The sequence below is a fragment of the Salinicola halimionae genome (assembly GCF_003206065.1).
In the GTDB taxonomy this organism is placed as follows: Bacteria; Pseudomonadota; Gammaproteobacteria; order Pseudomonadales; family Halomonadaceae; genus Salinicola; species Salinicola halimionae.
This window is the reverse complement of record NZ_PZJQ01000003.1, coordinates 74,967-100,170: the sequence shown is the minus strand read 5'-3', so window position 1 is coordinate 100,170 and position 25,204 is coordinate 74,967. Positions and strand designations below refer to the sequence as shown.

The window sequence follows — 25,204 nt, the reverse complement described above, 5'->3', positions numbered from 1 at the left end:
TTTGGCATGCCTTAGAATATCTCTCTACTCGTTGGCTTTGAACCATATGCTAATTTCAGGAGCCGTTCCATAGCCGCTACTCTGATGCCAATGGTTTTCTCTTCTGGAAGAAATAAAGGGACTCCTCATGGTGACTAATAATTTTTCTAAAAGCAGTCTCGACCTGAACGGAAAAATTTCCCTTAATATGCCCACGGCGCTGGACTGGGGCGTCGATGGCCGCCTTTACGTCACCGAGGTTAGCGGTGATGTAAAAGTATTGACAGTAGCGTTTGGCGACGCCAATCCGAGTGATGGGGATAATGCGGCAAGTTTCTATGTCACTGAAGCCGAAACCATTTCACTGATAAAGAACATTCCCAATCATAATGACGATGGCTCGAATAGCGGCTCAAATAGTCGCGAAGTCACTGGCATTGACGTGACGTCCCAGTTCGATGACAACGGCGCTCCGGTCATTATCGATGGCAAACCTGCGGTTACCGTTTATGTCACGTCGAGCGATAGCCGCATCGGCGCAGGCGGAGGTGGAGGCGATACCGGGCTGGACACGAATTCGGGGATCATCACGCGGTTGACCCAGACAGAAGAGGGTTGGGATGCGGTGGATCTCGTTCGTGGCTTGGCGCGTTCCGAGGAAAACCATGCTCTCAACGGGCTCGAGGTCATCCAGGAAATCGATGGAACGGGCCACCTGATAAGCGAGCGGCTTATCGTGGCGAGTGGTGGCAACTCCAACACCGGTGCGCCATCGAACAACTTCGCCGGCCAGCAGGAGACGGCCTATAGCGGCGCCATCCTCGAGGTCGATCTCGACCAGCTCAAGACCATGGAAATCCAGACGGATGGGGGTCGGCAATTCATTTACGACGTGCCGACGCTCGATGATCCCTCTCGTGCCGGTGCGATGGATAACGATGATCCGTTCGGCGGCAACGATGGCTTCAATGGGGGCAAGATCGATCCCGATGGCCCGGTGCAGATCTATTCGGCGGGATACCGTAACGCTTATGACGTCGAGGTCACAGAAGACGGTCGTGTCTGGACGTACGATAATGGCTCCAACAATAGCTGGGGCGGCCGGCCCATCGGTGAAGCGGGGGACAACGGCAGTCTCATCGACAAAACACAGCAAGCCGGCTATATCGCCACCAACCTGAATAATGGCGATGGTAACGGCAGCGACACCATCAACCTCGAGAACGGTTGGAATCCCAAGAATTACGACCAGTTCCATGAGATCACGCGCTCTGACGATCTTGCCGGACGCATTCTCTCCGCTGGGCAGGGCGGGGCTGCGACTTACAGCATGACGCATCCGGATTTCGCTGAGCCGCTGACGCTGGTCTATGGAGGACATCCCAATCCGACGCGCGCCAGCGGAGGCGAATCCGGTTTGCTGTTTACTCCCAAGAATGGGGTCGAAGACGCTTTTCTGCTGGTATCCGACAACCACTACGATGCGGTCATCGACTGGTTCGCCACCGTCGAGAGCGGTTCCGGGGGGGTAGGAGCTGGGGAGCTGACGAGTCGCGTGATCAGCGTGGCCCCTGGCAAGCTGTATTACATCACCGAGAACGGCAATGCCTATCTGGTCAGCGAAAATCCCGGCAAGCCTTCCAGCATCCAAGGATCGAGCGTACTGGGCGAAGCCGGCATACCCTCGGATTTCGATGATGTCGTGGCTGCACTCAATCCCATCGAAGGTAATTATCTGGAAGGGGGCTATACCGACGGTTCGCTCGATACGGGATTCGGATCAATCAATGGTCTGACGGAGTACACCTCGACTGTCTTCGATGACGGCGATACCAAGATGTCGGGAGCGATTCTGGCATCGCAGTACGGCGGTGGTGATCTGATCGTGATGGGGCGCGACGAGAACGGTGTCATGCAGGCCGCGAGCGGTTTCGGGGCAACGAAAGCGGCCGATCGAGTCACGCTGGAATTGACCGGCAGCCCCTTGGGTCTGACCTCGATCGGTGATGATCTCTCCGCCTGGGACAATCAGTCGGCATTTCGTGGCTCAGTCTGGGCGTCCGTTTATAGCGGTAGCGGTACCAAGGTCGAGATTCTGCAGCCGAACAACGGCGCCGTGCCGTTGGCGGGCTCGGATGTCAACGATCCGACGGATCATGATCTCGATGGCGTGGACAATATCCATGACCCTTTCGAATACAGCGCCACGAATGGCCTCGAACTGACGCCTGACAAGGCGATCCTTCTGGATTTCCAACCGACCGAGTCGCCTTACCCGGGAACGCTCGCGGATACCGGTCTGATGGGCGCGGCGCTGGATGGTTCAACGCCCAATCAGGATGCCAATCCCGATCAGGGCATTCCGGGGCTTTTCGACAACGGTGGCAATATCATTCCCGGTGCCAACGCGCCGATCTTCCAGATCAAGAACGTGGTTTCCGGCAGCGTGGTCGGCTCGGGCAATGGTGTCCGTGACGCCATGCAGGTGGGGGTCAATCCTAGTGACGATGTACAACGTCTGGTCGCAACCACCCAGGTACAGAACTGGATCCCCACCGCGGGCGGCGTGGAGGAAGGCCAACTGACCGGCATCATGTTCGGTGACGGCACACAAGCCAACTTCGTGCGCTTCGTATTCGGCGAGGTGAATGGCGCGCCGGGCTTCGAGGTTGGTTACGAAATCGGCGACAGCAACTATCAAACCCTGGCGCAAGTGGCGTTACCGGCACTGGTCGCTAGCGGAACCACCGAGGTCGAACTGCGTCTCGAGATCGACATGGCGAATGATTTCGCCCTCCATGCCGATTATCGTCTCAACGGTCAGGACGAATTCAGCGCCTTGCCGCTGGGAAGCTTCACCCTGCCGGAAGGGGTATTACAGGATGTGCTGACCGGTACGCATATCATCAGTGATGGCGATACCCAGCTCTCATCGGGCGCGGCTTTCGGCTTCCTTGCCGAAACCAGTGAAGGTGCGCCGCTGGCGCCGGTCAACTTCAATAGTCTGCATATCCACGGGTTCGGCAATGAGATCGCGGCCACCACTGCAGAAGGTGTCGGCGTCGTAGGCTCCGGTGGCGTGGATACCATTGTCTATACGGGTACCGATACCCAGCTTGCACCGCTCGATAATAGTGTCGAGAACTTCGATGGCTCCGGCTCCGCGGCAAACTTCCATGGCACGGGCAATAGCGGCGCCAACGTGATGATCGCCGGTAGCGGCGACAATACGTTTACCGGGGGCGGCGGCGCCGACAGCTTCCAGGGAACGCTGGAACATCTCGACGGCACGGAAATTACCGATTTCTCTTCCGACGATGAAATCCTGGTCCAGGGCGCTTCTTTCGATGCCAGCGACGTGAGCTATCAAGCGGGATCGGCGATCATCACCATCAGTGGCGAGACGGCGATCACCTTCAGCGGCGAGGACTTTGCCGACTTCGATCCCGACACTGACGCGTCCGTATTCCACTTCACCTCCACCGCCAACGGCACGCGCATTACCACCGCGCCTGAGCTGACACCGGTTGCCGCGATCAGTTCGGGCGGGCCCGATATCAACGGAGTCACCGTACGTGACCAGCAGGTCGATTTTTTATCCGACATGACCAATTCGGAGGTCAGTGGCTGGATCAGCGGTGTCGCCTCCAAGAATTACGTCAATACAATCGACGTCGATGGCAGCGTACCCGAGGCACTGCATCAGTCCGAGCGCTCGGCACTGGATACCGGGGAGTGGGGCTATTCGATTCCAGTCGAGAACGGCGAATATCTGATTGACATGTATTTTGCCGAGATTTACCACGGGGTGGAAAACGAAAGTGGTGCCGGCGCGCGCGTCTTCGACATCAGCGTCGAAGACGTGCTGGTGGAGGATGACTACGACATCATTGGCGATGTCGGCAGCGCCGCCACCGAGATCATCAAGACCTATGCCGTTACCGTCACCGACGGCGTGCTGGACATCGGCTTCGATGCCTCGGTCAACCAGGCCAAAATCAGCGGCTTAGCGGTATGGAAGGTGGAAGGCGCCTACGTGCCATCCGAGGATACGACACCTCCCGAAGTGGTTTCGATCAAGCTCGATCAACCGCTCGATAACGACAGCGCCATTCTGGCCACGGTCGTGGTGACCGATAATGCGGGCATCGACGTACAAGCGGTCACCGGTGATGAACTGATCTTCACCGGCTATACGCCGGGAGGCGTCTCGCTGGCAACCGGCAGCGACGCGATTACGCTCAGCAGCGATGGCAAGACGGCCACAATTCAGTATCTGATTTCTCCGCCGTCGGACAGTAATGCGTGGCGCAGCGGTTCTTTCGAGGTGGGCGTTGCCGCCGGTAGCTACACCGATACGGGGGGGCTCGGTGTTGCTGCTTACGAGACCGACGCCTTCATCGTCACGAACCTAGGCGGTCTGGTCAAAGGCGCGCTGCAACGGGCCATCAATGTCGGCCCGACTAGCGGCGCTATCGATAACAGCCTCGAAGGCGGTGACAAGCACACCTACGGCGGTGCGATTAGCGACGACCCGATTCTGGGCATCGATCTCGAAGCGGACAATCCCGATTACTACTCGCCAGGCACCAAAACAGGCAACAATATCGACGGCAAGGTCGGGATTACCGGTAGCAACAGCGGGGGTATCGATCTCGACGGTTCGGCCTACCATACCTATCGCGACTCTTCCGCAGGTTCGTATACGGCCACCTATGAAGTGCCCAACGGCGTCTATGTCGTCGAGCTGCATTTCGCTGAGCTTTATCAGTCCCAGGCGGGGCAGCGCCAAGGTGACTATACGATCCAGGGCGAGATATTCGCCGAAAACTTCGATGCTTTCACCCAGGCAGGCGGTGCCGATCAGCCGGTTGTCCTGACCAAGAATGTCATCGTCACCGACGGCAAGATCGTGATCGGTGTCAGTGCGGATACCGGTGAGCCGGGGTTCAACGCCATTGCCATCTATCAGGCTGTCGATGGGGACATGCCGTTCGCCAGCATTCTGTCGATCGACGCACCGGAAACTAGCGATGGGCAAGTGATCGTCAGCGTCCGATATACCGACGATGACGCCATTGCGCAGACGCAGATCGATGCCTCTGACGTGACGGTGTCATCTTCGGCCGGTGGTGCGCCGGTCTCTCCCTCGCTGGTGGCTTACGACACCGCCAGTGGTGTGGCCACCTATACCTTCGATGCACCAGACGGCGGCTGGCAGACCGGGACCGTTACCGCCACGGTCGGTGCCAATGCGGTGGTCGACGGAGACGACAACGGCAACGGTGCGACCTCCAGCTCGGTCTATGCCAGCTACTCGAGCGAAGGGGTCGTTCTCGCGCTGGATTTCGAGAATTCAGGGTCGCCGCTCGAAGAGGGCGGTTTCGACGGCACGTTGGGAAATGTCTTGGACGACTCCGTCATAACGACCGTCGAAGATGGCGAGCTGGTCGTGTGGACATCCAACGGCGATATCTCCCAGGCGGCCAATCCCAGTGCCAATGACTTCATCAAGAACGTGGCACTGGGCGACGAGTCCCTCAACGAGATCAATATCTCGTCACGCTTCGACAACCCCTTCCCCGAGGCGCTAGCAGGGCAGGGGCTGGACACCACGACCGTGCCCAACTACGCCCAGCAGGGCATCGTCTTTGGCTTGGGCAACCAGAACCATAATCAGCTGCTCAAGCTGGTGTTCGGTGGTAACGGTGGCACGGTGGTACAGCTATGGTCGAAGGGAAGTATCGACACGAAAATCAGTCTGGAAGACATGTTGAGTGATGACTCAAAAGGACTGACGGATATCGCCAAGATCGAACTCACGCTGTCCATCAACAAGGCCGCGGGCACCGTAACGCCAATTGCGACGTTCCTTGATGCCAACGATAACGTCATTGGCGGCTTGCGTGCCGAGCCGACCGAGGGTTTCGCAACGGCAGTCGCGGAAACTCTTCCGGCTGCGGTATTGGCCAACCTGATCGACCCTGACGGAGAAACGGCCGTCGGGGTGACCTCGACCGATTATGGCAACCCGGTAGGCTCTTTCAGGGTCAGTTGGGACCATCTCAACGTCACCTCGCCGGATCTGAGCGATCAGCCTGATCCGCAGATCGCGATTTCCATCACAGATGCTCCAACCGTTGTCGAAAACGGCGATGGCGGTACGACCGCGCTGAGCTTCGGCCTGGGTGCGTCGGGGGCTTTCAGTGGCGAGGTCGTTCTGGATCTGAGCATCGGCGGCGCGTCCGAGACACGCACGCTAAGCTTCAGCGACGGCGTCGGGACATTGACGGTCGAGGTGGCCAACGATGATCAGGATAACGGTCCGGCAGATATCACGGTCGACCTGACTGGTGTCGAGGACACCGCCTTCACCATCGATGCCGGATCCGCCACGGCAATCGGCCGCATTACCGAGGATGATACTGATATGGATGCCTCGACGGTCAACCTCGAATTCAATGATGGTGATACGCTCGAGGCGTTGTTCGATGGGGTCACTGACGGTTCGGGTACCGCTGCCGAAGAAACGGGCACTGCCACGATAACCGGTGGCAACCTGATAATTGCAACGACCGACGGCGATGCCGGAGGTGGCAATAATGCCAACGATAACTATTACACCAATATTCCCGGTGGAGACGGTTTCAGCGCCTCGCTGAGGTTTGGCAACCCCTTCCCGACCCTACCGGCGCAGTATTCGCAGCTCGGCATGAATGTCAGCCTCAGCCAGGACGAGTACCTGAAGGTCACGTTCGGCAATGTCGGCGGCGGCCAGCAGATCGAGTATTCCTACGAAAATGGCGGCGTGCAGACCAAGCAGGCCTTCGGCCTGCCCAGCGGTGTCAGTGTCGCGCAGATTGCCGACGTCGTCATTGCGCTCGATGCGAGCGTGGCCAACGAGGTGGCGACCTTCTCGGGCAGCATGACCTTCCTCGACGCCTCGGGGCAGGCTCTGGGGTCGACCGCGCTGCCGGCGCTGGCGCTACCTGACGGGCCGCTCAATACGGCTATCGTCACCGAGGGCGCAACGTTCGGGGTGGGCGTTACCCAGACCTCTATCGGGAGCGGTCCGAACTTCGATGCCAGCTATGACTATCTGAAAGTCGCGGCAACGGAAACCGACGACGATACGGGCATACCACCGGTACCGGCCGCGCAGGTCGAGGAGATATTTGCCACGGCCAATCTCGACCTCACCGACATTTACGGCCAAGGCGAACTCGGTTCGGCGCTCGTGACGGTGACGCCAGGCAACGACAATGTTCAGGTATCGAACTACGGCAACGACTCGTTCAAGGTTCAGAACACTGGCGACAAGAAGATCGCCGCCATTTTCTTCGATGTCACCACGGCGCTGTACGGCGATAGTGTTTTCGATCCCGATGGCAAGGGAGGGGATGCCGCATTCAAGGAGTGGGCGATCAACAGCGGCGGGAATACCGGCGCCATTCAGCCCAGCGGTTATGAGCATTATTTCCTGCCGGGCACCGATCCCGATCCGACCAATCCGAACGCCAACGGCGGTTTCCGGGGCGCCCTGGTGAAGTTTTCCGCGACGGACGACAACGGCTTTACCAATGGGGAAGTGGTCGGCTTCAGCGGTGACATGGATCCCAATTCCATTGCCGGCTTCGCCAAGGGTGGAGCAGTGGGCGTCGATACCGGATCGATGCCAGCCTGGGATGTCGGAGGTGTGTCCGGTGCAGAACTCATCGGTTCCAACGTCTACATCAAGTTTACTGATGGCACCACGGCCAAGGGCCAACTGATGAGTGACGGCAGTCAGGCGGGTGCGCAGGTGCAGATCACCGAAGCATCACCGAATCTGACGGCGGAGCTGTCCGTCAATGGGGTGTCATCAGGCGAGCAAGGCACCTATGGCGGCGCGATGCCGTCTGTCATCGTCAGCGGCCCGGCAGGTGAATGGGTCCGGGTAGTGATGACCAAGGGACATCAGCCGGTAGCCAACGACCAAAACGGTATTGCCGCTACCGTCGAGGAACGCTTGGCTGACAAGGATTTTCCGGCCAACAACGCGGCAGAGTTCCAGATCGTTGACGTGCAACTCGGGGCAAGTGGGACTGCCGACGTTTCACAAGCCTTCACTTACGGTGATTTCCTCAATGGCACGTCCAGCTTTGATGGAGATGACACCCTCCCGCTTGGTTTCGTAGCATCCGTCATCGACAACCCGAATACCTCCGAGGGGTTGGCCCTAGGCCCGGTCTCGCAACCCATCTATATGATCTCCAATGGTGCTCCGGTCAATGTTGCTCTGGCCGACGGCACCGCTCCGGTCAATACCGAACCCTTCGTCAATCATTCGATCGATGACCAGTCAGTCGAGGCCGGGGGGGGATTCGTGTTCCAGCTGCCAGATGATGTCTTTGTCGATCTTGATGGCGATGGGCTGACTTATGAAGCCCTGAATCTACCCGATGGCGTTCTGTTCGATACACAAACGAAGACTTTCTCAGGAATGCCTGTTTCTGGCGAAGGCCGGTACGTGCTGGAAGTCAGGGTCGTCGATGAGGATGGCTACTCCGCCACGACAGGCTTTGATTTGGAGGTATTGCCCGCAGAACAGAGCGAGCCTGAGAATGATTTTGTAGCCGTAGTCGAACAAGCCAGTGATGACATCGAGCAGGGGTTTAGTCCCTCCAGCCCGGATCTTGAAATTGGGTCCTATATTGTCGGATTGCAATTTACGGTACCCGATAACGTCAATCTGGACAGCGGAGATACGGTAGACAGTGCTGTTATCAACTGGGTGTCAGATAGGACGCACTCGGCGAATACGACGCTGACCTTCTCGGTGGAAAACAGGCTCAATGGCGATGGGTTCGGCTCGGTTACCGATCGAGGCTATCTCGCAGAAAATGAAGTCTGGCAGACTTCAGGAACATGGCAGGATGGTGAGCAGATCACTGCGGGTGCCGACCTGGCCAATCAAATCAACTCTCTCGTTGACCAGGGGGGGCTTGATGCGGGAGATGTCATTACGGTCAAGATAGAAGGCGTCGGAGGCACTCGATACATTGAAGCGGCTGGTGGTGGCCGTACCGCTCCAACGCTTTCCATTACCTTGGCCGATAGTGCCAGTACTAGTCAGTCGAGCAATACGATGGCTTATATGCTGGAAAATGATCAATCGATGGATACGGTGTCAACGAGCGATGAAATGGGTCTGCTTGGAGTCAATGATGCTGTAGAAGTCGGTATTTTATAGTGAGATATTATCTATAAAAAAGAATCAGAGGATTACTGCCATGGCCTCACGCCGCCTTATGCACAGGGACGGAGGGCATTGAAAGCCTCTGTCGCAGATTCGATAAGCGACGCGCTTTCCATCATGTCTCTTTCAGGAGTGTTCCAGCAGTGGCGCATTCGCCCTGCCCATCATGATTCGTGAGTACCGGTTCAGGGAGCCGGTATTTTTTTGCGATAAGCGATTGGTTATAAGACCAATAACGAAAACCATGGGTTCGTTTTTTAACATTTAAAACAGAGGCTTAGCGAGACTTTTAATTATAACGATTTTATTATGCCTATCATAAATTATTGATTGGGTTGGTTTTTCTCCCAATCGCTTGATTCATCTGCTGTATCTCCGGAAAACTACCCGCACCTACCACAGTGGTTTGTAATCATTGACGGCAAATTTTCCATTTTGTTGCCATTCTTGGCGTAGAAATGGTGTGTCATCGATTCGCTCAGATGAGGAATATCGGCGCATGGCTGAATATCGGGAGAGCATCAGATGAAGATTGGGGCGCCCAAGGAACTCGCCAGAGGAGAAGCGCGCGTCGCGCTGACACCCGAGAGCGCGCAACAGATACAGAAACTGGGTCATGAGTGCCTGATCGAAAGCGGGGCTGGCAAACTGGCCGGTTTCGACGATGAAACCTATCGCGAAGCCGGTGTCAGCGTGATCGGAAGCGCGGAAGCGTTGTGGCGCGAGGCGGACGTCGTGATCAAGGTGCGCGAGCCGGTCGAAACCGAAATCGACCGACTGAGAGCCGGTCAGACGCTGATCACGTTCTTCTGGCCAGCGCAGAACGAAGCGAGCCTGGAACGCTGCCGTGCGCAAGGGGCGACAGTGATGGCCATGGATATGGTGCCACGTATCTCGCGTGCCCAGAAGATGGATGCCCTCTCGAGCACCGCCAACATTGCTGGTTATCGTGCCGTGATCGAAGCGGGCAATCAGTTTGGACGTTTCTTCACCGGACAGGTGACGGCGGCCGGAAAGGTGCCTCCGGCCAAGGTACTGATCATCGGCGCCGGCGTTGCCGGGTTGTCCGCAATCGGTACCGCAACGAGTCTGGGCGCGGTAGTGCGGGCTTTCGATGTCCGCCCGGAAGTGGCGGAGCAGATCGAGTCGATGGGGGCCGAATTCCTGTTCCTCGATTTCGAGGACAATCAGGACGGCTCGGGCAGCGGCGGCTACGCAGCGCCTTCCAGCCCCGAGTTTCGAGAGAAGCAGCTGGCGCTGTTCCGCGAGCAGGCGCCGGATGTCGACATCGTCATTACCACCGCGCTGATCCCCGGTCGTCCCGCCCCCAAGCTGTGGCTCGAGGATATGGTCGCGGCGATGAAACCCGGTTCGGTGATCGTCGATCTGGCTGCCGAGAAGGGTGGTAACTGCGATTTGACTGTGGCCGACGAGCGCATCGTCGCCGATAACGGCGTGGTCGTGATCGGCTATACCGATTTTCCCTCGCGCATGGCGACGCAGGCTTCGCTTCTCTATGCCACCAATATTCGTCACATGCTGTCCGATCTGACGCCGGAAAAGGATGGTGTGATCCACCACGACATGGAAGATGATGTCATCCGTGGCGTCACGGTGACCCATGCTGGCGAGATTACGTTCCCGCCGCCACCACCCAAGGTGAAGGCGATCGCTGCCGCCAAACCGAAGGCGAAGGTCAAGGAGCCGACGCCGGCGGAGAAGAAGGCCGCCGAACACGCCGCATTTCAGGCGCAGAGCAAGCGCCAGATGGGCATCTTGATCGCCGGTGGTGTGCTGATGTGGCTGTTGGGAATGGTCGCGCCAGCGTCTTTCATGCAGCACTTCATCGTCTTCGTCCTGGCCTGCTTCGTCGGGTTTCAGGTGATCTGGAACGTCAGTCATTCTCTGCATACCCCGCTGATGGCGGTGACCAATGCCATCTCGGGGATCGTGATTCTAGGGGCCGTATTGCAGATCGGTTCCGGGAGCTGGCTGGTCGGGTTGCTGGCCGGCATCTCCGTGCTGATCGCCTCGATCAATATCGTCGGTGGCTTCCTGGTGACCCGCCGTATGCTCGCCATGTTCCAGAAATCCTGATCCGCGGAGAGAAATGCAATGTTGCAACATGAGTTTGTTTCCGCTGCGGCGATCGCGGCGAGTGTTCTGTTCATTCTCTCACTGGGGGGATTGAGCAATCAGGAGAAGGCCAAGCGTGCGGTGTGGTATGGCATCGTCGGGATGGCGATCGCCGTGGTCTTCACCGCGCTGGGACCCAACGTCGGTGGCTACGGCTGGCTGATTCCGATGATGCTGGTCGGCGGACTGATCGGGGCCTGGCTGTCGCGCAAGGTCGAGATGACCGAGATGCCGCAACTGGTCGCCGCGCTCCATAGTTTCGTCGGCCTGGCGGCAGTGTTCATCGGCTGGAACGCCGAGCTGGAGCGTGCCCGCGTGGTGGCAATCCAGGCGGCTGGCGTCTCCTTCGACGGGCTGTCGGCGTTTGCTTCGACGTTGGCCCACAAGACCCCGGCGGAGCTGACGTTCCTGCAGGTCGAAGTGGTGCTGGGGGTGTTCATCGGTGCGGTTACCTTTACTGGCTCTGTCGTTGCGTTCGCCAAGCTGGCCGGCAAAATTGGCGGCCAGCCGCACAAACTTCCCGGTGGGCATTGGTTGAACGCGGCGGCGATGGCGCTGGTTTTACTGCTGGCCATCGCCTATCTCAACGGCGCTGGCTTGTGGACGCTATTGGTGTTGGCGGTGCTGGCTTTCTTCATTGGCTGGCACTTGATCATGGGGATCGGCGGCGCCGACATGCCGGTCGTTGTCTCCATGCTCAACAGCTACTCGGGGTGGGCCGCTGCGGCGATCGGGTTCACGCTGTCCAATGATCTGCTGATCGTGACCGGCGCGCTGGTAGGGTCTTCCGGGGCGATTCTCTCCTACATCATGTGCAAGGCGATGAACCGCAACTTCGTCAGTGTCATTCTGGGTGGATTCGGGGGAACACAGGGGCCGGCAGCCGAGATCGAAGGTGAGCAGATCGCGATCGATACCGCTGGCGTGGCAAGCGCGCTCAACGATGCCGATAGCGTGATCATCGTGCCGGGTTACGGCATGGCGGTAGCGCAGGCGCAGAACGCTGTCAGCGATCTGGTGCGCAAACTGCGCGCAGCAGGCAAGGAAGTGCGGTTCGGCATCCATCCGGTCGCTGGCCGTCTGCCGGGACACATGAACGTTCTGCTGGCGGAAGCGCGTGTGCCATATGACATCGTGTTGGAAATGGACGAGGTCAACGACGACTTCGCCAAGACCGACGTGGTGATCGTCATCGGTTCGAACGATATCGTCAACCCGGCGGCGCAGGAAGATCCCGCGAGTCCGATCGCCGGCATGCCGGTCCTAAAAGTGTGGGAGTCGAAGCAGGTCTTCGTGTGCAAGCGCGGGCAGGGAACCGGCTATTCGGGCATCGAGAACCCGCTGTTCTTCAAGGACAACACCCGCATGCTTTATGGCGACGCTCGATCCAGTATCGATTCACTGGTCGGGATGATCGACTAGCGCGTCTCGTGTGTCGCTAAAACCACTGTCTTGCCATGATCAACGCCCCGTTTTCGGGGCGTTTTTTCGTTACACTGTGGGTATTGCTCATCGTCAATGGAACGACCATGTCGGACAAAACCATGCCGGATCAAACCAGGACAGACAAAGCTCAGTCAGAAAAGCCCAAGGCAGAAGAGCGCATGCAGGTCGCGGTATTGGGAGGGGGGAGTTTCGGTACCGCCATCGCCAGCATCGCCGCCGATAATGGCGCCGAGGTTCGCCAATGGTTGCGAGATGAAGTTTTGGTCGAGCAGATCAATCGCGAACATCGCAACGGCCGCTATCTGCCCGACTATTCGATCAATCCGGCAGTGGTGGCTTCCACCGACCTGGCGAAGACAGTCGCCGAGGCTGCCGTGGTCTTCATCGCGATTCCGTCCAAGGCTTTTCGCATGGTTTTACAGCAGGTACGGCCATATCTGCGTCCCGAGCAGATTCTGGTCAGTACCACCAAGGGCATCGAGGCCGACGGCTTCAAATTGATGAGCCAGGTGATCGAGGAGGAGACCGGTTCTTCGCATATCGGTGCGCTGTCCGGCCCGAACCTGGCGGCCGAGATCGCCCAGAAACACCTGACGGCAACGGTGATCGCCAGCGACGATCCCGTAACGCGGGCCTACGTCCAGGCGGCGCTGGGGTGCAGTTATTTCCGCGTCTACGCTGGCAATGACCGCTATGGTGCCGAACTGGGTGGTTCGCTCAAGAACATCTATGCCATTGCCGCCGGCATGGCCGCCGCGCTGGGTATGGGCGAGAACACGCGCAGCATGTTGATGACTCGCGCGCTGGCAGAGATGAGCCGGTTTGCCGTCGCACTCGGTGCCAATCCAATGACCTTTCTGGGGCTCTCCGGCGTCGGCGATCTGATCGTCACCTGCTCTTCGGAGCTCTCGCGTAATTACCGCGTCGGCTTCGCCCTAGGGCAAGGGTATGATCTCGACGCCGCGATCGAGGTGCTCGGTCAGGTGGCCGAGGGCGTCAATACGGTCAAGCTCGTGTGCGAAAAGGCGCGTCAGGAAGATATCTACATGCCGTTGGCGCAGGGGCTCTATCAGGTGATGTTTGGTGGTGTCCCCGCCAAGGACATGGCCAAGGCCCTGATGGAGAGCGAACAAAGCAGCGATGTCGAGTTCATGCTGTCGCGGGAAGCGGTATCCCGCGCTCATGGGCTGGCTTCGGATGCCGAATGATGGGGTGGCTCGCGATTGTCAGGCACGGAGAGGCGCGGCCGGGAACTCCCGATTTCGAACGGCGGCTGACCCAGCTTGGTGAGCAGGAAGCAAAGAGCGCAGGCCATTGGCTGGCATCGCGACCCGAGTTCGACGGGGCGAGGGTGTGGACCAGCCCCTATCATCGCGCGCGTCAGACCGCTCAGGCGGTGAATGGCGCGATGCGTTGTAAACTCGAGACCGTCGATGGCATCACGCCGGATGACGATGTCGACTTCCTCATCGAAAAGCTGACGACGCTGGACATGTCACAGCCGCTGATCATCGTTAGCCATATGCCCCTGGTCGGCCTACTGACAGGGCGGCTGGTGGAAGGCGCGGCCAGCGGCGGGCTGGCGTTTCCGACGGCGGGCGTCGCCTTGCTGGACGCCGAGGTCTGGGCAGCAGGGTGCGCAACTCTGAAGACGTTCGTCTCTCCACCTCACCGTTGATCGGCAGGACGGGGGAATGGGTGTAGTCGCTGTCGACGGGACATTGAATGATGGCGCTATCAGCCCCGCCGGGCGATGCACTCAATGGGGGCGACCGAAGTCGGTTTCGATTTGAAGGATAGAGAGAAGGATAGGCGAGTGGATAAGTACATTGATGAACGATAGCGGCGGTAGACCTCGCTCCTCGCGTTCGACCGGGAGCGCACGCCTGACCGATGTGGCGCGCGTTGCCGGGGTGGCGCCGATGACGGTATCGCGGGCGCTCAATCGCCCCGAAATGGTGAGTGAGAGCACTCGGCTTCGTGTGCAGCGGGCGGTGCTTCAGACCGGCTATGTGCCCAATCGAGTGGCCGGTGCATTAGCCTCTAGCCGAAGCCGTCTGGTGGCGCTGCTGGTGCCGACGGTTGCGCATTCGCTATTTGCCGAAGTCGTGCAGACGGTGATGGGTGTGCTGTCCCCTCAGGGTTATCAGGTGCTGCTGGGCCTGGTCGGTTATACCCCGGAGCAGGAAGAGACGATCATCGAGACCGTCCTGAGCCGCCGTCCCGATGGCATCGTGCTGACCGGTTGTCGTCACTCTCCGCTGACGCGCCAACGTATCAGGGCTGCCGAGGTGCCGCTGGTCGAAATCTGGGACATGACCGATGACCCGCTGGATATGCTGGTGGGTTTCTCCCATGAGGCCGTCGGACGTGCCGTCGCCGAGCATCTGCTGGCGCGAGATTATCGCCGTTTCGGCATCATCAGTGCCGATGATTCACGCGGTAAGCTTCGCGTGGCGGGCTTCATCTCCGGACTGGCGCTCGCCGGGAAAGGCGAATATCAGTTGCGTGAAGTCGGTACGCCCTCGAGCATGCCATGGGGGCGAGAGAAGAGCGCCGAACTGCTCGACCTCCATTCGCTGGACGCCATCGTTTGCAGCTCGGACATCCTCGCCCTCGGGGTGTTGGCGGAAGCTCAGAGCCGCGGGCTGTCGGTGCCCGGGCAACTGGCGATCATGGGGTTCGGTGACAGCAGCTACGCGGCTGCCAGCTTCCCCGCTCTTAGTACCGTGCGTATCGATGGGGCTGCGATCGGCCAGCGTGCAGCCGAGCATCTGCTGCAGCGCATGGCGCAACCGGCGTTTGAGCGGGCAGGGCAGGTCCAGGATGTCGGCTTCGAGATCATCGATCGCGACACCACCTGAATCGCTTCGATCTCTTTTCATGAAAACCAGAAAATTCTCATCCTTTGGTCGCAATTGGAGAAGCGACGCCTTGTCATACAAATTGATTGCGCTAACATTTCGAGCCATCAATTGCTCGCCGACACGGTGATAGCGCAATCATCACGAGTGTCGGGCAAATCGGGAGGTCACCCTCTCAGCCACGTCAATGAGGTAGTCCGATGTCCAACGATGCCATCAGCTGGATCCGTTTCTCTCACATATTGTTGCCGCTGGCGACGCCCATCAGTGACGCCAAGGTGCTGACCGGCCGTCAGAAGCCGATGACGGAAGTCTCGTTTTTGTTCACCGAAATCGAAACGCGTGATGGTCATCAGGGTATCGGCTTCAGCTATTCCAAGCGTGCCGGCGGCTACGGCCAGTTCGCCCACGCCAAGGAAATTGCGCCAGCGATTCTGGGCGAAGATCCCAACGACACCGGCAAGTTGTGGCAGAAACTGGTCTGGGCCGGGGCTTCGGTCGGACGCAGCGGACTGTCGACCCAGGCCATTGCCTCGGTCGATGTCGGATTGTGGGACCTCAAGGCCAAGCGCGCGGGTCTGCCGCTGGCCAAGCTGTTGGGCGCCCATCGCGATTCCGTACAGTGCTACAACACCTCAGGCGGTTTCCTGCATACGCCGATCGAAGAGGTGATGGAGAACGCCACTCGCTCGCTCGAAAATGGCATCAAGGGCGTCAAGATCAAGGTCGGCCAGCCCGACATGCGCATCGATCTCAAGCGCGTCGAAGCCGTGCGCAAACATCTGGGCGATGACGTGCCCTTGATGATCGACGCCAACCAGCAGTGGGATCGCGCGACCGCACTTCGTTTCGGGCGTGCCATGGAGCAGTACAACCTGGTATGGATCGAGGAGCCGTTGGACGCCTACGACGTGGAAGGTCACGCAGCGTTGGCCGCAGCACTGGATACCCCGATCGCCACCGGTGAAATGCTGGCGAGCGTCGGTGAGCATATGGAGCTGATCAAGCATCGTAGCGCCGATATCATCCAGCCGGATGCACCGCGCATCGGCGGGATTACGCAATTTTTGAAGCTGGCGACCCTGGCTGATGCCGCCGGTCTGCAGTTGGCGCCGCACTTCGCCATGGAAATCCATCTGCACCTGGCCGCCGCCTATCCGGCCGAGCCGTGGGTCGAGCACTTCGACTGGCTGGAGCCGCTGTTCAACGAGCGTCTGGAAACGCGGGACGGTCGCATGGTGGTGCCGGATCGCCCGGGTCTGGGCATCACGCTGACCGAACAGGCGCGGAAGTGGACGGTCAATAGCGCCGAATTCGGCAAGCGAGCTTGATCCCTCAGTCATCTGGAGCATGCGCATGAATTTTCCCAAAGTGACCAAGATGACCGTGATGCCGGTCGCCGGGTATGACAGCTTTCTGCTCAACTTGAGCGGCGGGCACGCGCCCTGGTTCATTCGCTGCCTGCTGATCCTCGAAGATGATGCGGGCAACCAGGGGGTCGGCGAGATCCCCTCCAGCGAGGGTATCCTCAAGGGGCTGGAACAGTGTCGTTCGTTAGTCGAAGGCTCGAGAGTCAACGAGGTCAAACAGACGCTCAACCGCTCGAGATTGCTGCTGGCCAGCAACGGTCGCGAGGAGCGGGGCCGTCAGACTTTCGACCTGCGAGTCGCCGTCCACGTGTTGACCGCCATCGAATCGGCGCTGTTCGATCTCTACGGTCAGGCGCTTGGCCAGCCGGTTGCCAACCTGCTCGGGCGTTTCGGGCGACAGCGCGATGAGGTCGAGGCCCTGGGTTATCTGTTCCTGCTTGGCGATCCCGACAAGACCGATCTGCCTTATCCCAAGGCAGAAAGTCCGACCGATGCCTGGGACGAAGTGCGCCGGCGTGAAGCACTGACGCCGGACGCGGTCGCCAATCTGGCTAAGGCAGCCTATGAGCGTTATGGCTTCAAGGACTTCAAGCTCAAGGGTGGTGTATTGCGCGGTGAAGAGGAGGCGGACTGTATCCGCGCGCTGTACGAGGCTTTCCCCGAGGCACGTCTGACGCTTGACCCCAATGGCGCCTGGAAGCTCGAGGAAGCGGTTCGTGTGCTAGAGCCGATCAAGCACATTTTGAGCTACGCCGAAGATCCGTGCGGCCAGGAAGAGAGCTGGTCAGGCCGTGAGACGATGGCCGAATTCAAGAAGCGTACCGGTATGCGCACGGCGACCAACATGATCGCCACCGACTTCAAGCAGCTGCAATACGCGGTGGCGCTCAATGCCGTCGACATCCCGCTGGCGGATTGTCATTTCTGGACCATGCAGGGCGCGGTGATGGTCGGTGAGCTGTGTGACGAGTGGGGGATGACCTGGGGTTCACACTCCAACAACCACTTTGACGTCTCGCTGGCGATGATGACGCATGTGGCGGCGGCTTGCCCCGGTAACATCACGGCTATCGATACCCACTGGATCTGGCAGGATGGGCAGCGCCTGACCGAGGAACCCTACCAGATCCGAGACGGTAAGCTGAGGGTCCCGAAGACCCCGGGGCTGGGAGTCAAGCTCGATATGGCCCAGGTGGCACAAGCGCACGCGCTTTATAAAACGCTGGATGTGCGTCAGCGCAACGATGCGATGGCCATGCAATACCTGGTGGACGGGTGGGCGTTCGATCCCAAGCAGCCGGCACTGGTGCGCTGATTTCACATTAGCCAGCTCGCGGCTCGATACTGCTATATCAAAGCAGCATCTCAGGATGCTGCTTTTTTGTTTCTCGGCAGAAGCATCAACGGTCTCGCGCACATGCGCCTTTAGTCTAGAGTTGGGTTGTTAGGCACTAATGCATTGTTTTTTTGATAATTTATAGAGAAAACTAATCTTGTCGATGCTTTGATGACCTGGCATCTCCCTGACGATTCCAAAGTCTAATATGGAGTCAAGTATGATGTATGGCATTCTACAATCCGACAATCACAAGTCGCTTTTGACAAGCGAGGGAGTCACACGATGACACGACGTTTCTGGGACAACATTTCCTTCTCTTTACCCGCGGTAGCCGTTGCCGGCGCGTTATCTGTTGCTGCGTTCCCCGCTCAGGCGGAAGATTGGAGAGGATGGAACGTGCACCCCGACGGTTATCCCAACTCGTTGGCATTGAAGTCATTTGACGAGGAAGTTTCCAAGAATACGGACGGACGAATCAACCCTCGAATCTACAACAATGCGGTGCTGGGTGATCAGCCTGATGCAATCGACCAGGCACGGAGCGGCGCCCTGGATTTCGGTAATTTCAACATGGGTCCGATGGGTCCTATCGTCCCGGAAACCGATGTGTTGTCTCTGCCGTTCCTGTTCAATAGCGTCGACCAGATGTATCGCGTAATGGACGGAGAAATCGGTAAGCGATTCGCGGATGCACTGGCGAAAAAAGACCTGATTGCCTTGTCGTGGTTCGGCTCGGGGGCTCGCAGTTTCTACAATACCGATCATGCCATCGAAGAACCGGATGATTTGAAAGGGCTTAAACTGCGTGTCATGAACAACGACCTCTATGTGGATATGGTCGATGCCTTGGGTGGTAATGCGACGCCGATGTCTTACGGCGAAGTGTTTCAGTCACTCAAGACAGGAGTCATCGACGGGGCCGAGAACAACTTCCCGTCATTCGAATCCAGCAACCATTACGAGGTTGCCAAGTACTACTCCGAGACTGGTCACCTGATCATCCCCGAGTGCCTGTGTGTCGCAAAATCCAGCTGGAATGCGCTGTCTGACGATGACAAGTCGATCGTGCGCGCGGCAGCAGAGAATGCGGCTAAAGAGCAGCGCGAACTGTGGGAAAAAGGGGCGAAGGAGAGTCGTGAGAAAGTCGAGGCGGCCGGCGTCAAGGTCAATGAGGTAGAAGACAAGGCGGCGTTTCAGAAGCGGATGGAGCCGATTTATCAGGCATTCATCAAGAAGCATCCCGACCTTGAATCGCTTATCGATGACATCCGTAGTACTCAGTAAACCTTTCAATCGTGACGGGCCCTCGATGTTTGGGGGCCCGTCGTTTGTCTTCGATATCAATTAGGGAAATCCATCGTGGATAAGGTCCCGGATTCGGCTGCCACTCCCGATGCTCTGCCAGACAGGGTGCTGGATGGCCTGGCGCGCCTGTGTCTGATCGTCGCTGGCGTGCTGTTGGTTTTTTTGATCTTTTCTTTCGGATGGCTGGTCTTCGGTCGTTATGTTCTCAATGACACGCCGACCTGGATCGAGCAGTCTTCGCTGTTGATCGTGGTCTATATCACCTGCCTGGGCGCTGGCGCCGGGGTTCGTTTCAACTCCCATTTGAGCATCGATTTTCTGCGTGAAGGCGCACCGCGGATTCCGCGAGTGATCATGCATGCCATCTCCGATGGATTCGTCCTGCTTTTTGGTGGCTTCATGGCCTGGCAGGGGTGGCTGATGATGCTGAACAACGCTGGCCGACCGATCCCCATGATCGGAATATCCGAGAGCTGGCGTGCCGCGCCTCTGGTAGCTTGTGGCGCGCTTCTGGTGATCTTTACCTGCGCCAATCTCATTCAACGCATTACACGAACCGGCCGGGCAGGGAGCTGACACCATGGGACTAGCCATTCTTTTTGGAGTCTTTCTGCTGGGATTGATCGTGGGGGCGCCAATCGCCTTTGCCGTAGGGTTGGCCTCGATCGTGACGTTTCTTTATGAAGGGCTACCGCTGTTTGTAGGATTTCAACGAATCGTTTCCGGGATTTCGGTGTTTTCGCTGCTGGCGATTCCGTTTTTCATTTTCGCCGGTGAACTGATGCTGCACGGCGGTATCTCGACGCGTCTGGTGCGTTTTGCCTCGGCGGCCGTCGGGCGTGTCCGCGGTGGTCTGGGAATGGTCAACGTGACCTCGTCGATGCTGTTTGGCGGCATCTCCGGTTCTGCCGTTGCCGATACCTCAGCGCTTGGCTCGATTCTGATTCCGGTGATGAAGGAAAAGGGCTATGACACCGATTACGCGGTCAACGTAACGGTGACGTCTTCCATTGCCGGGGTGGTGATTCCACCCAGCCACAACATGATTCTCTATGCGGTGGCAGCCGGCGGGGGCATTTCGGTGACCCAGCTTTTCGTCGCGGGTATCGTCCCCGGCATTCTGATGTGTCTTGCGCTGGCGGTGGCGGCGTATCTGGTGGCGGTCAAGCGCGGCTACGGTGGCGAGCCCTTTCCGGGTTGGTATGCGCTGTTAATCAGCTTCGTCGCCTCGCTGCCGGGACTTTTGACGGCGGTGATCATCGTCGGCGGTGTACTGTCCGGTATTCTGACCGTCACCGAATCCGGTGCATTCGGCGCGATCTATGCCATCGTCGTCACCGGGCTCGTCTATCGCGAGTTACGCTGGGCGTCGTTCAAAAAGGCGGTCTACCAGGCAGTCAAGACCACTGCGCTGGTGATGATTCTGGTCGGCTGCGCGTCGGCATTTTCCTATCTGCTGGCGCTCTACAACGTGCCGGAAATGCTGGCTAATGCGCTGACGTCATTCTCCGACAACCCCATCGTCGTATTGCTGATGCTCAACCTGCTGCTGCTGGCGCTGGGCATGATCATGGATATGGCACCGCTGATCCTGATCTGTACGCCGATCTTCCTGCCGGTAGCCCAGCAGTTCGGAATGGACCCCATTCAGTTCGGGATTCTGATGATGATGAATCTGGGCATCGGTCTGTGCACGCCGCCGGTCGGCGGGTGTCTGTTCGTCGGCAGCGCGATCGGCGGAATCAAGATCGAACAGACCGTGAAGACCATCTGGCCGTTCTATCTGGCATTGTTCGTGGTGCTGATGCTGGTCACTTACGTGCCGGCCATTTCGCTGACCTTGCCTGAGTTGCTGCAGTGATTCCACGAGCCCGCTCGGTCGTCGAATCATTCGACATCTCCATCAACGAAGAGAAGAGGCAAACATGCTGAATCGATTACTGGTTACCGGTGCAGCCGGCGGCGTCGGGCAGGCGATCCGTCCGTATCTTTCGAAGCTGGCCCGTCAGGTGCGCCTGTCGGACATCGAGGCGATCGACGATGCCGGGAAGCACGAGGAGATTGTCAGCTGCGATCTGGCCGACGCATCGGCGGTGGAAACACTCGTCAGTGGCTGCGACGGTATCGTTCACCTCGGCGGCATCTCGGTGGAGAAACCGTGGGAAGGAATCCTTCAGGCCAATATCATCGGGGCCTACAATCTCTATGAAGCGGCGCGCAAGCAGGGCAAGCCGCGCGTCGTATTTGCCAGCTCGAATCACACCATCGGCTATTATCCGCGTTCGACGAGGATCGACACTCAGGTACCGCGTCGGCCGGATTCGCTTTATGGCGTCTCCAAGTGCTTCGGTGAAGATCTGGCGAGTCTCTATTTCGATAAGTTCGCGATCGAGACGCTCAGCGTGCGTATCGGCTCCTGCTTTCCCAAGCCCAAGGATACCCGCATGCTGGCGACCTGGCTGGGCGTCCAGGATTTCGTGGCGCTACTGGAGCGAGCCTTCGTGGCACCCAAGCTGGGATACACCGTGATCTACGGCGTCTCCGATAACGACGAACAGTGGTGGGACAATCGCCATGCTCAGTTCCTGGGCTGGGCGCCGCAGGAGAGTTCGGCGCCATGGCGGGCCGAAGTCGAGGCTGAAGCAGCGGAGTCCCCGCAGGATCCGAATGACCCCGCTGTCATCTATCAGGGCGGCAAATTCGCAACGCTTGGGCATCCTGACGACGAAACATGATCCAATGCCTGGATGGGTCAAGCTGGTATGCTAGCGGTCTCGAATGTTTTACAGCAACGACCGCGCCAGGGCGATCATGGAGCCAGTGGCGGACAAGAAATTCAATAAGGTAGGCAGCACGATGGAGCAGACCAGAGCTTGGGAGATCAAGCGCATCTCCTCTCAGGAGAGTCTTTCGCGCCAGATCGCCCGGCAGTTGGAGGCCCTGATCACTCAGGGCCGCATCGCGGTGGGGGACAAGTTGCCGACCGAGAGCCAACTGTGCGAAATGTTCGGCGTCAGCCGAACCGCGGTGCGCGAAGCGATTGCCCATCTCAAGTCGATGGGGCTGGTCGAAACGCGCCGGGGTATCGGGACGCGCGTTTTGCGTTCCGCGCCGGATCATCATTTCCCCGCACGGCGTATCAGCGCCAACACGGTGGAAGATATTCTGCATGTGCTCGAAATGCGTATGACGCTGGATTCCCAGGCCGCGGCGCTGGCAGCCGAGCGGCGGACATCGGAAAACATGGCAGCGATACAGGCGGCTCATGAACAATTCCTTGCCGCCTGCGATTCTGGCAGTCAGGCGCGTCATGAGGACTACGTCTTTCACCGGGCCATCGTCGAGGCGACGCACAACCCGTTTTTCGTCTCGTTATACGATCAGCTCAACGAAGGCGCCATTCCACGAACCAAGTTGTTGTCGGTAGAGCTCGACCCCGAAGCGGTATCTTACTATCTTGAAAGGGTCGCTCGTGAGCACGCTGATGTCCTGCAGGCGATAGTCGCCGGTGAGGCGGAAGCCGCACGCGATGCCATGTATCGGCATCTTCAGCGGGCCTACGACAATTACGCGGCGTATCAGGACCGTCCTCGAGCGTGACGTCCCACCGGCTCGGATGACCATTCGAACCGACACGAGCGAAGTCTCGTTGGTTTGCACTGCCATTCTCCCGAGTGGCAGTGCCCTGATGCTGCACTGGTGTTGCGGTACGCGATCATTGCTAGGTTCTGCATTACCACGTTCGACATCGTGACGTTCGCGCATTGTCATGTTCGAGCGAGTCACACCGGAGCAAATCCATGCTCGAACCTGCGTCGCCCGAATGTACTTTGCGTCATCCGTCTTTCATTCCAGTATCTTGCCAGGAGGTAACGTGAATCTGACCGGCGAATTATTGATTGGACAACAAGCCATCAAGGGTAGCCGCGATCCGATCGTGGCGATCAATCCGGCGACCGGCGAACGGCTGCCGACCCAGTTCTTTGGCGGTACGCAGGAAGACGTGGCACGAGCTTGCGAGCTGGCCTGGTCCGCATTCGACGGCTATCGTGAATCCTCACTCGAGGATCGCGCCACTTTTCTCGAGTCGATCGCCGATGAAATCGAAGCGATCGGGGATGCGCTGATCGATCAGGCCGTGACCGAGTCCGGTCTGCCTCAGGCCCGTATCCAAGGCGAGCGCGGACGCACCTGCGGCCAACTCCGTCTGTTTGCCAAGACCGTGCGGGCCGGCGAGTGGCTCGATGTTCGCATCGATCCGGCGCTGCCGGATCGCCAACCGATGCCGCGCGTCGATCTACGCCAACGCCACATCGCGCTTGGCCCGGTCGCCGTCTTCGGTGCCAGCAACTTCCCGCTGGCGTTCTCGGTCGCCGGTGGTGATACCGCGTCGGCGCTGGCCGCGGGTTGCCCGGTCGTGGTCAAGGCGCACCCGGCGCACCCCGGTACCTGCGAGTTGGTCGGTCGTGCCGTGCAGGCGGCGGTCAAGAAGTGCGGCCTGCCGGAGGGTGTCTTTTCCATGTTGCACGATTCGAGCTTCGAAGTCGGCCAGGCGCTGGTTGCCGACCCTCGAATCAAGGCGGGCGGTTTCACCGGATCGCGCAAGGGTGGGCTGGCATTGCTGCAGATCGCCCAGAAGCGTCCAGAACCGATTCCTTTCTATGCCGAGATGAGCAGTATCAACCCGGTGTTCTTGCTGCCGGCGGCGTTGAAAGCGCGTGGCAAGGCGTTGGCCGAGTCGTTCGTCGGATCACTCAACATGGGGGCCGGTCAGTTCTGCACCAACCCGGGGCTGGTGATCGCCATCGAAGGCCCGGATCTCGACGCGTTCGTCGAAGCGGCCAGCGAGGTCGTCAAGGCCAGCGTCGCTCAGACGATGCTCACGCCCGGCATCCACGAGGCTTATGATCGCGGCGTTTCGGCACTGGCCGGTAATGCCAAAGTGCATGAACTGGCGCGGGGGCCATCAGGCGAGGGGGTTAATCAGTGTCAGGCTGGGCTCTTCATGACTACCGGCGAGGACCTGATCGCCGATGAGGCGCTACAGGCTGAAATCTTCGGGGCTTCCTCGTTGATCGTCGCCTGCCGCGATTCGGCCGAGGTCAAGCGTGTCGCCGAAGCGCTGGAGGGGCAACTGACCGCAACGTTGCAGATGGACGATGCGGACATCGATACCGCGAGCCGGCTGCTACCGACGCTCGAGCGCAAGGCAGGCCGCGTCATGGCCAACGGCTGGCCGACCGGCGTCGAGGTGAGTCACGCGATGGTTCACGGTGGTCCGTTCCCGGCTACGTCGGATGCGCGCTCGACGTCCGTCGGCACGGCAGCGATCTTCCGCTTCCTGCGTCCGGTCTGCTATCAGAATCTGCCGGATGCGCTGTTGCCGGAAGCCATGCGCGAGGGCAACCCGCTGAAGCTGCGTCGCCTGCTGGACGGCGAACGCGAAGACTGATTTCGTCAGGCCCAACGCCGTTGATGCTAGAGTAATCATGGGATGAAAAGGGCCGCTCGAAAGAGCGGCCCTTTC

The 25,204-nt window shown here is 58.9% G+C and carries 14 protein-coding genes; all 14 read left to right on the top strand.

The genetic code is table 11. The annotated features are described in order from the left end of the window. Positions 1-187: 187 nt before the first annotated feature. The 14 genes from DOM27_RS05225 (at position 188) to DOM27_RS05160 (ending at position 25,129) form a co-directional block, all read left to right on the top strand. On the top strand, positions 188-9,211 hold the full coding sequence (locus tag DOM27_RS05225) for a malectin domain-containing carbohydrate-binding protein (protein ID WP_188113687.1): 9,024 nt from the start codon (positions 188-190) through the stop codon (positions 9,209-9,211). Between the two features lie 531 nt (positions 9,212-9,742). Next, positions 9,743-11,314 carry a Re/Si-specific NAD(P)(+) transhydrogenase subunit alpha gene (locus DOM27_RS05220; RefSeq protein ID WP_110655021.1) on the top strand — a complete coding sequence of 524 codons (1,572 nt, stop codon included), beginning with the start codon at positions 9,743-9,745 and terminating at the stop codon, positions 11,312-11,314. An 18-nt stretch (positions 11,315-11,332) separates the two neighbouring features. Next, on the top strand, positions 11,333-12,775 hold the full coding sequence (locus tag DOM27_RS05215) for an NAD(P)(+) transhydrogenase (Re/Si-specific) subunit beta (protein WP_110655020.1): 1,443 nt from the start codon (positions 11,333-11,335) through the stop codon (positions 12,773-12,775). Between the two features lie 182 nt (positions 12,776-12,957). Then, positions 12,958-14,007: an NAD(P)H-dependent glycerol-3-phosphate dehydrogenase gene (locus tag DOM27_RS05210; RefSeq protein WP_110655152.1), complete on the top strand. Its 1,050-nt coding sequence runs from the start codon at positions 12,958-12,960 to the stop codon at positions 14,005-14,007. Then, positions 14,004-14,477, top strand: coding sequence for a phosphohistidine phosphatase SixA (gene sixA / locus DOM27_RS05205; RefSeq protein WP_342588601.1), 474 nt, complete (start codon positions 14,004-14,006; stop codon positions 14,475-14,477). Before DOM27_RS05210 ends, sixA begins: the two co-directional genes overlap by 4 nt. A gap of 154 nt (positions 14,478-14,631) precedes the next feature. Continuing rightward, entirely contained in the window at positions 14,632-15,663 is a 1,032-nt protein-coding gene (locus tag DOM27_RS05200) for a LacI family DNA-binding transcriptional regulator (protein WP_110655018.1), read from the top strand. 200 nt (positions 15,664-15,863) lie between these two features. Beyond that, positions 15,864-16,994 (top strand): L-talarate/galactarate dehydratase, encoded by a 1,131-nt coding sequence (locus DOM27_RS05195; protein WP_110655017.1) that lies wholly within the window; start codon positions 15,864-15,866, stop codon positions 16,992-16,994. Positions 16,995-17,019: 25 nt separating this feature from the next. Continuing rightward, positions 17,020-18,348 carry an enolase C-terminal domain-like protein gene (locus DOM27_RS05190; protein WP_110655016.1) on the top strand — a complete coding sequence of 443 codons (1,329 nt, stop codon included), beginning with the start codon at positions 17,020-17,022 and terminating at the stop codon, positions 18,346-18,348. 306 nt (positions 18,349-18,654) lie between these two features. Next, on the top strand, positions 18,655-19,656 hold the full coding sequence (locus DOM27_RS05185; protein ID WP_110655015.1) for a TRAP transporter substrate-binding protein: 1,002 nt from the start codon (positions 18,655-18,657) through the stop codon (positions 19,654-19,656). Positions 19,657-19,731: 75 nt separating this feature from the next. After that, a complete protein-coding gene (locus tag DOM27_RS05180; protein ID WP_110655014.1) occupies positions 19,732-20,253 on the top strand; it encodes a TRAP transporter small permease in 522 nt (173 codons plus the stop codon). A gap of 4 nt (positions 20,254-20,257) precedes the next feature. Then, the gene (locus tag DOM27_RS05175; protein ID WP_110655013.1) at positions 20,258-21,538 is read left to right on the top strand and encodes a TRAP transporter large permease; all 1,281 of its coding nucleotides are present in this window, start codon (positions 20,258-20,260) and stop codon (positions 21,536-21,538) included. Between the two features lie 64 nt (positions 21,539-21,602). Further along, positions 21,603-22,412, top strand: a complete 810-nt coding sequence (locus tag DOM27_RS05170; protein ID WP_110655012.1) for an NAD-dependent epimerase/dehydratase family protein — start codon at positions 21,603-21,605, stop codon at positions 22,410-22,412. A gap of 43 nt (positions 22,413-22,455) precedes the next feature. Then, positions 22,456-23,277, top strand: a complete 822-nt coding sequence (locus tag DOM27_RS05165) for a FadR/GntR family transcriptional regulator (protein ID WP_245392594.1) — start codon at positions 22,456-22,458, stop codon at positions 23,275-23,277. A gap of 274 nt (positions 23,278-23,551) precedes the next feature. Next, positions 23,552-25,129, top strand: a complete 1,578-nt coding sequence (locus tag DOM27_RS05160) for an aldehyde dehydrogenase (NADP(+)) (protein WP_110655011.1) — start codon at positions 23,552-23,554, stop codon at positions 25,127-25,129. The last annotated feature ends 75 nt before the right edge of the window (positions 25,130-25,204 follow it).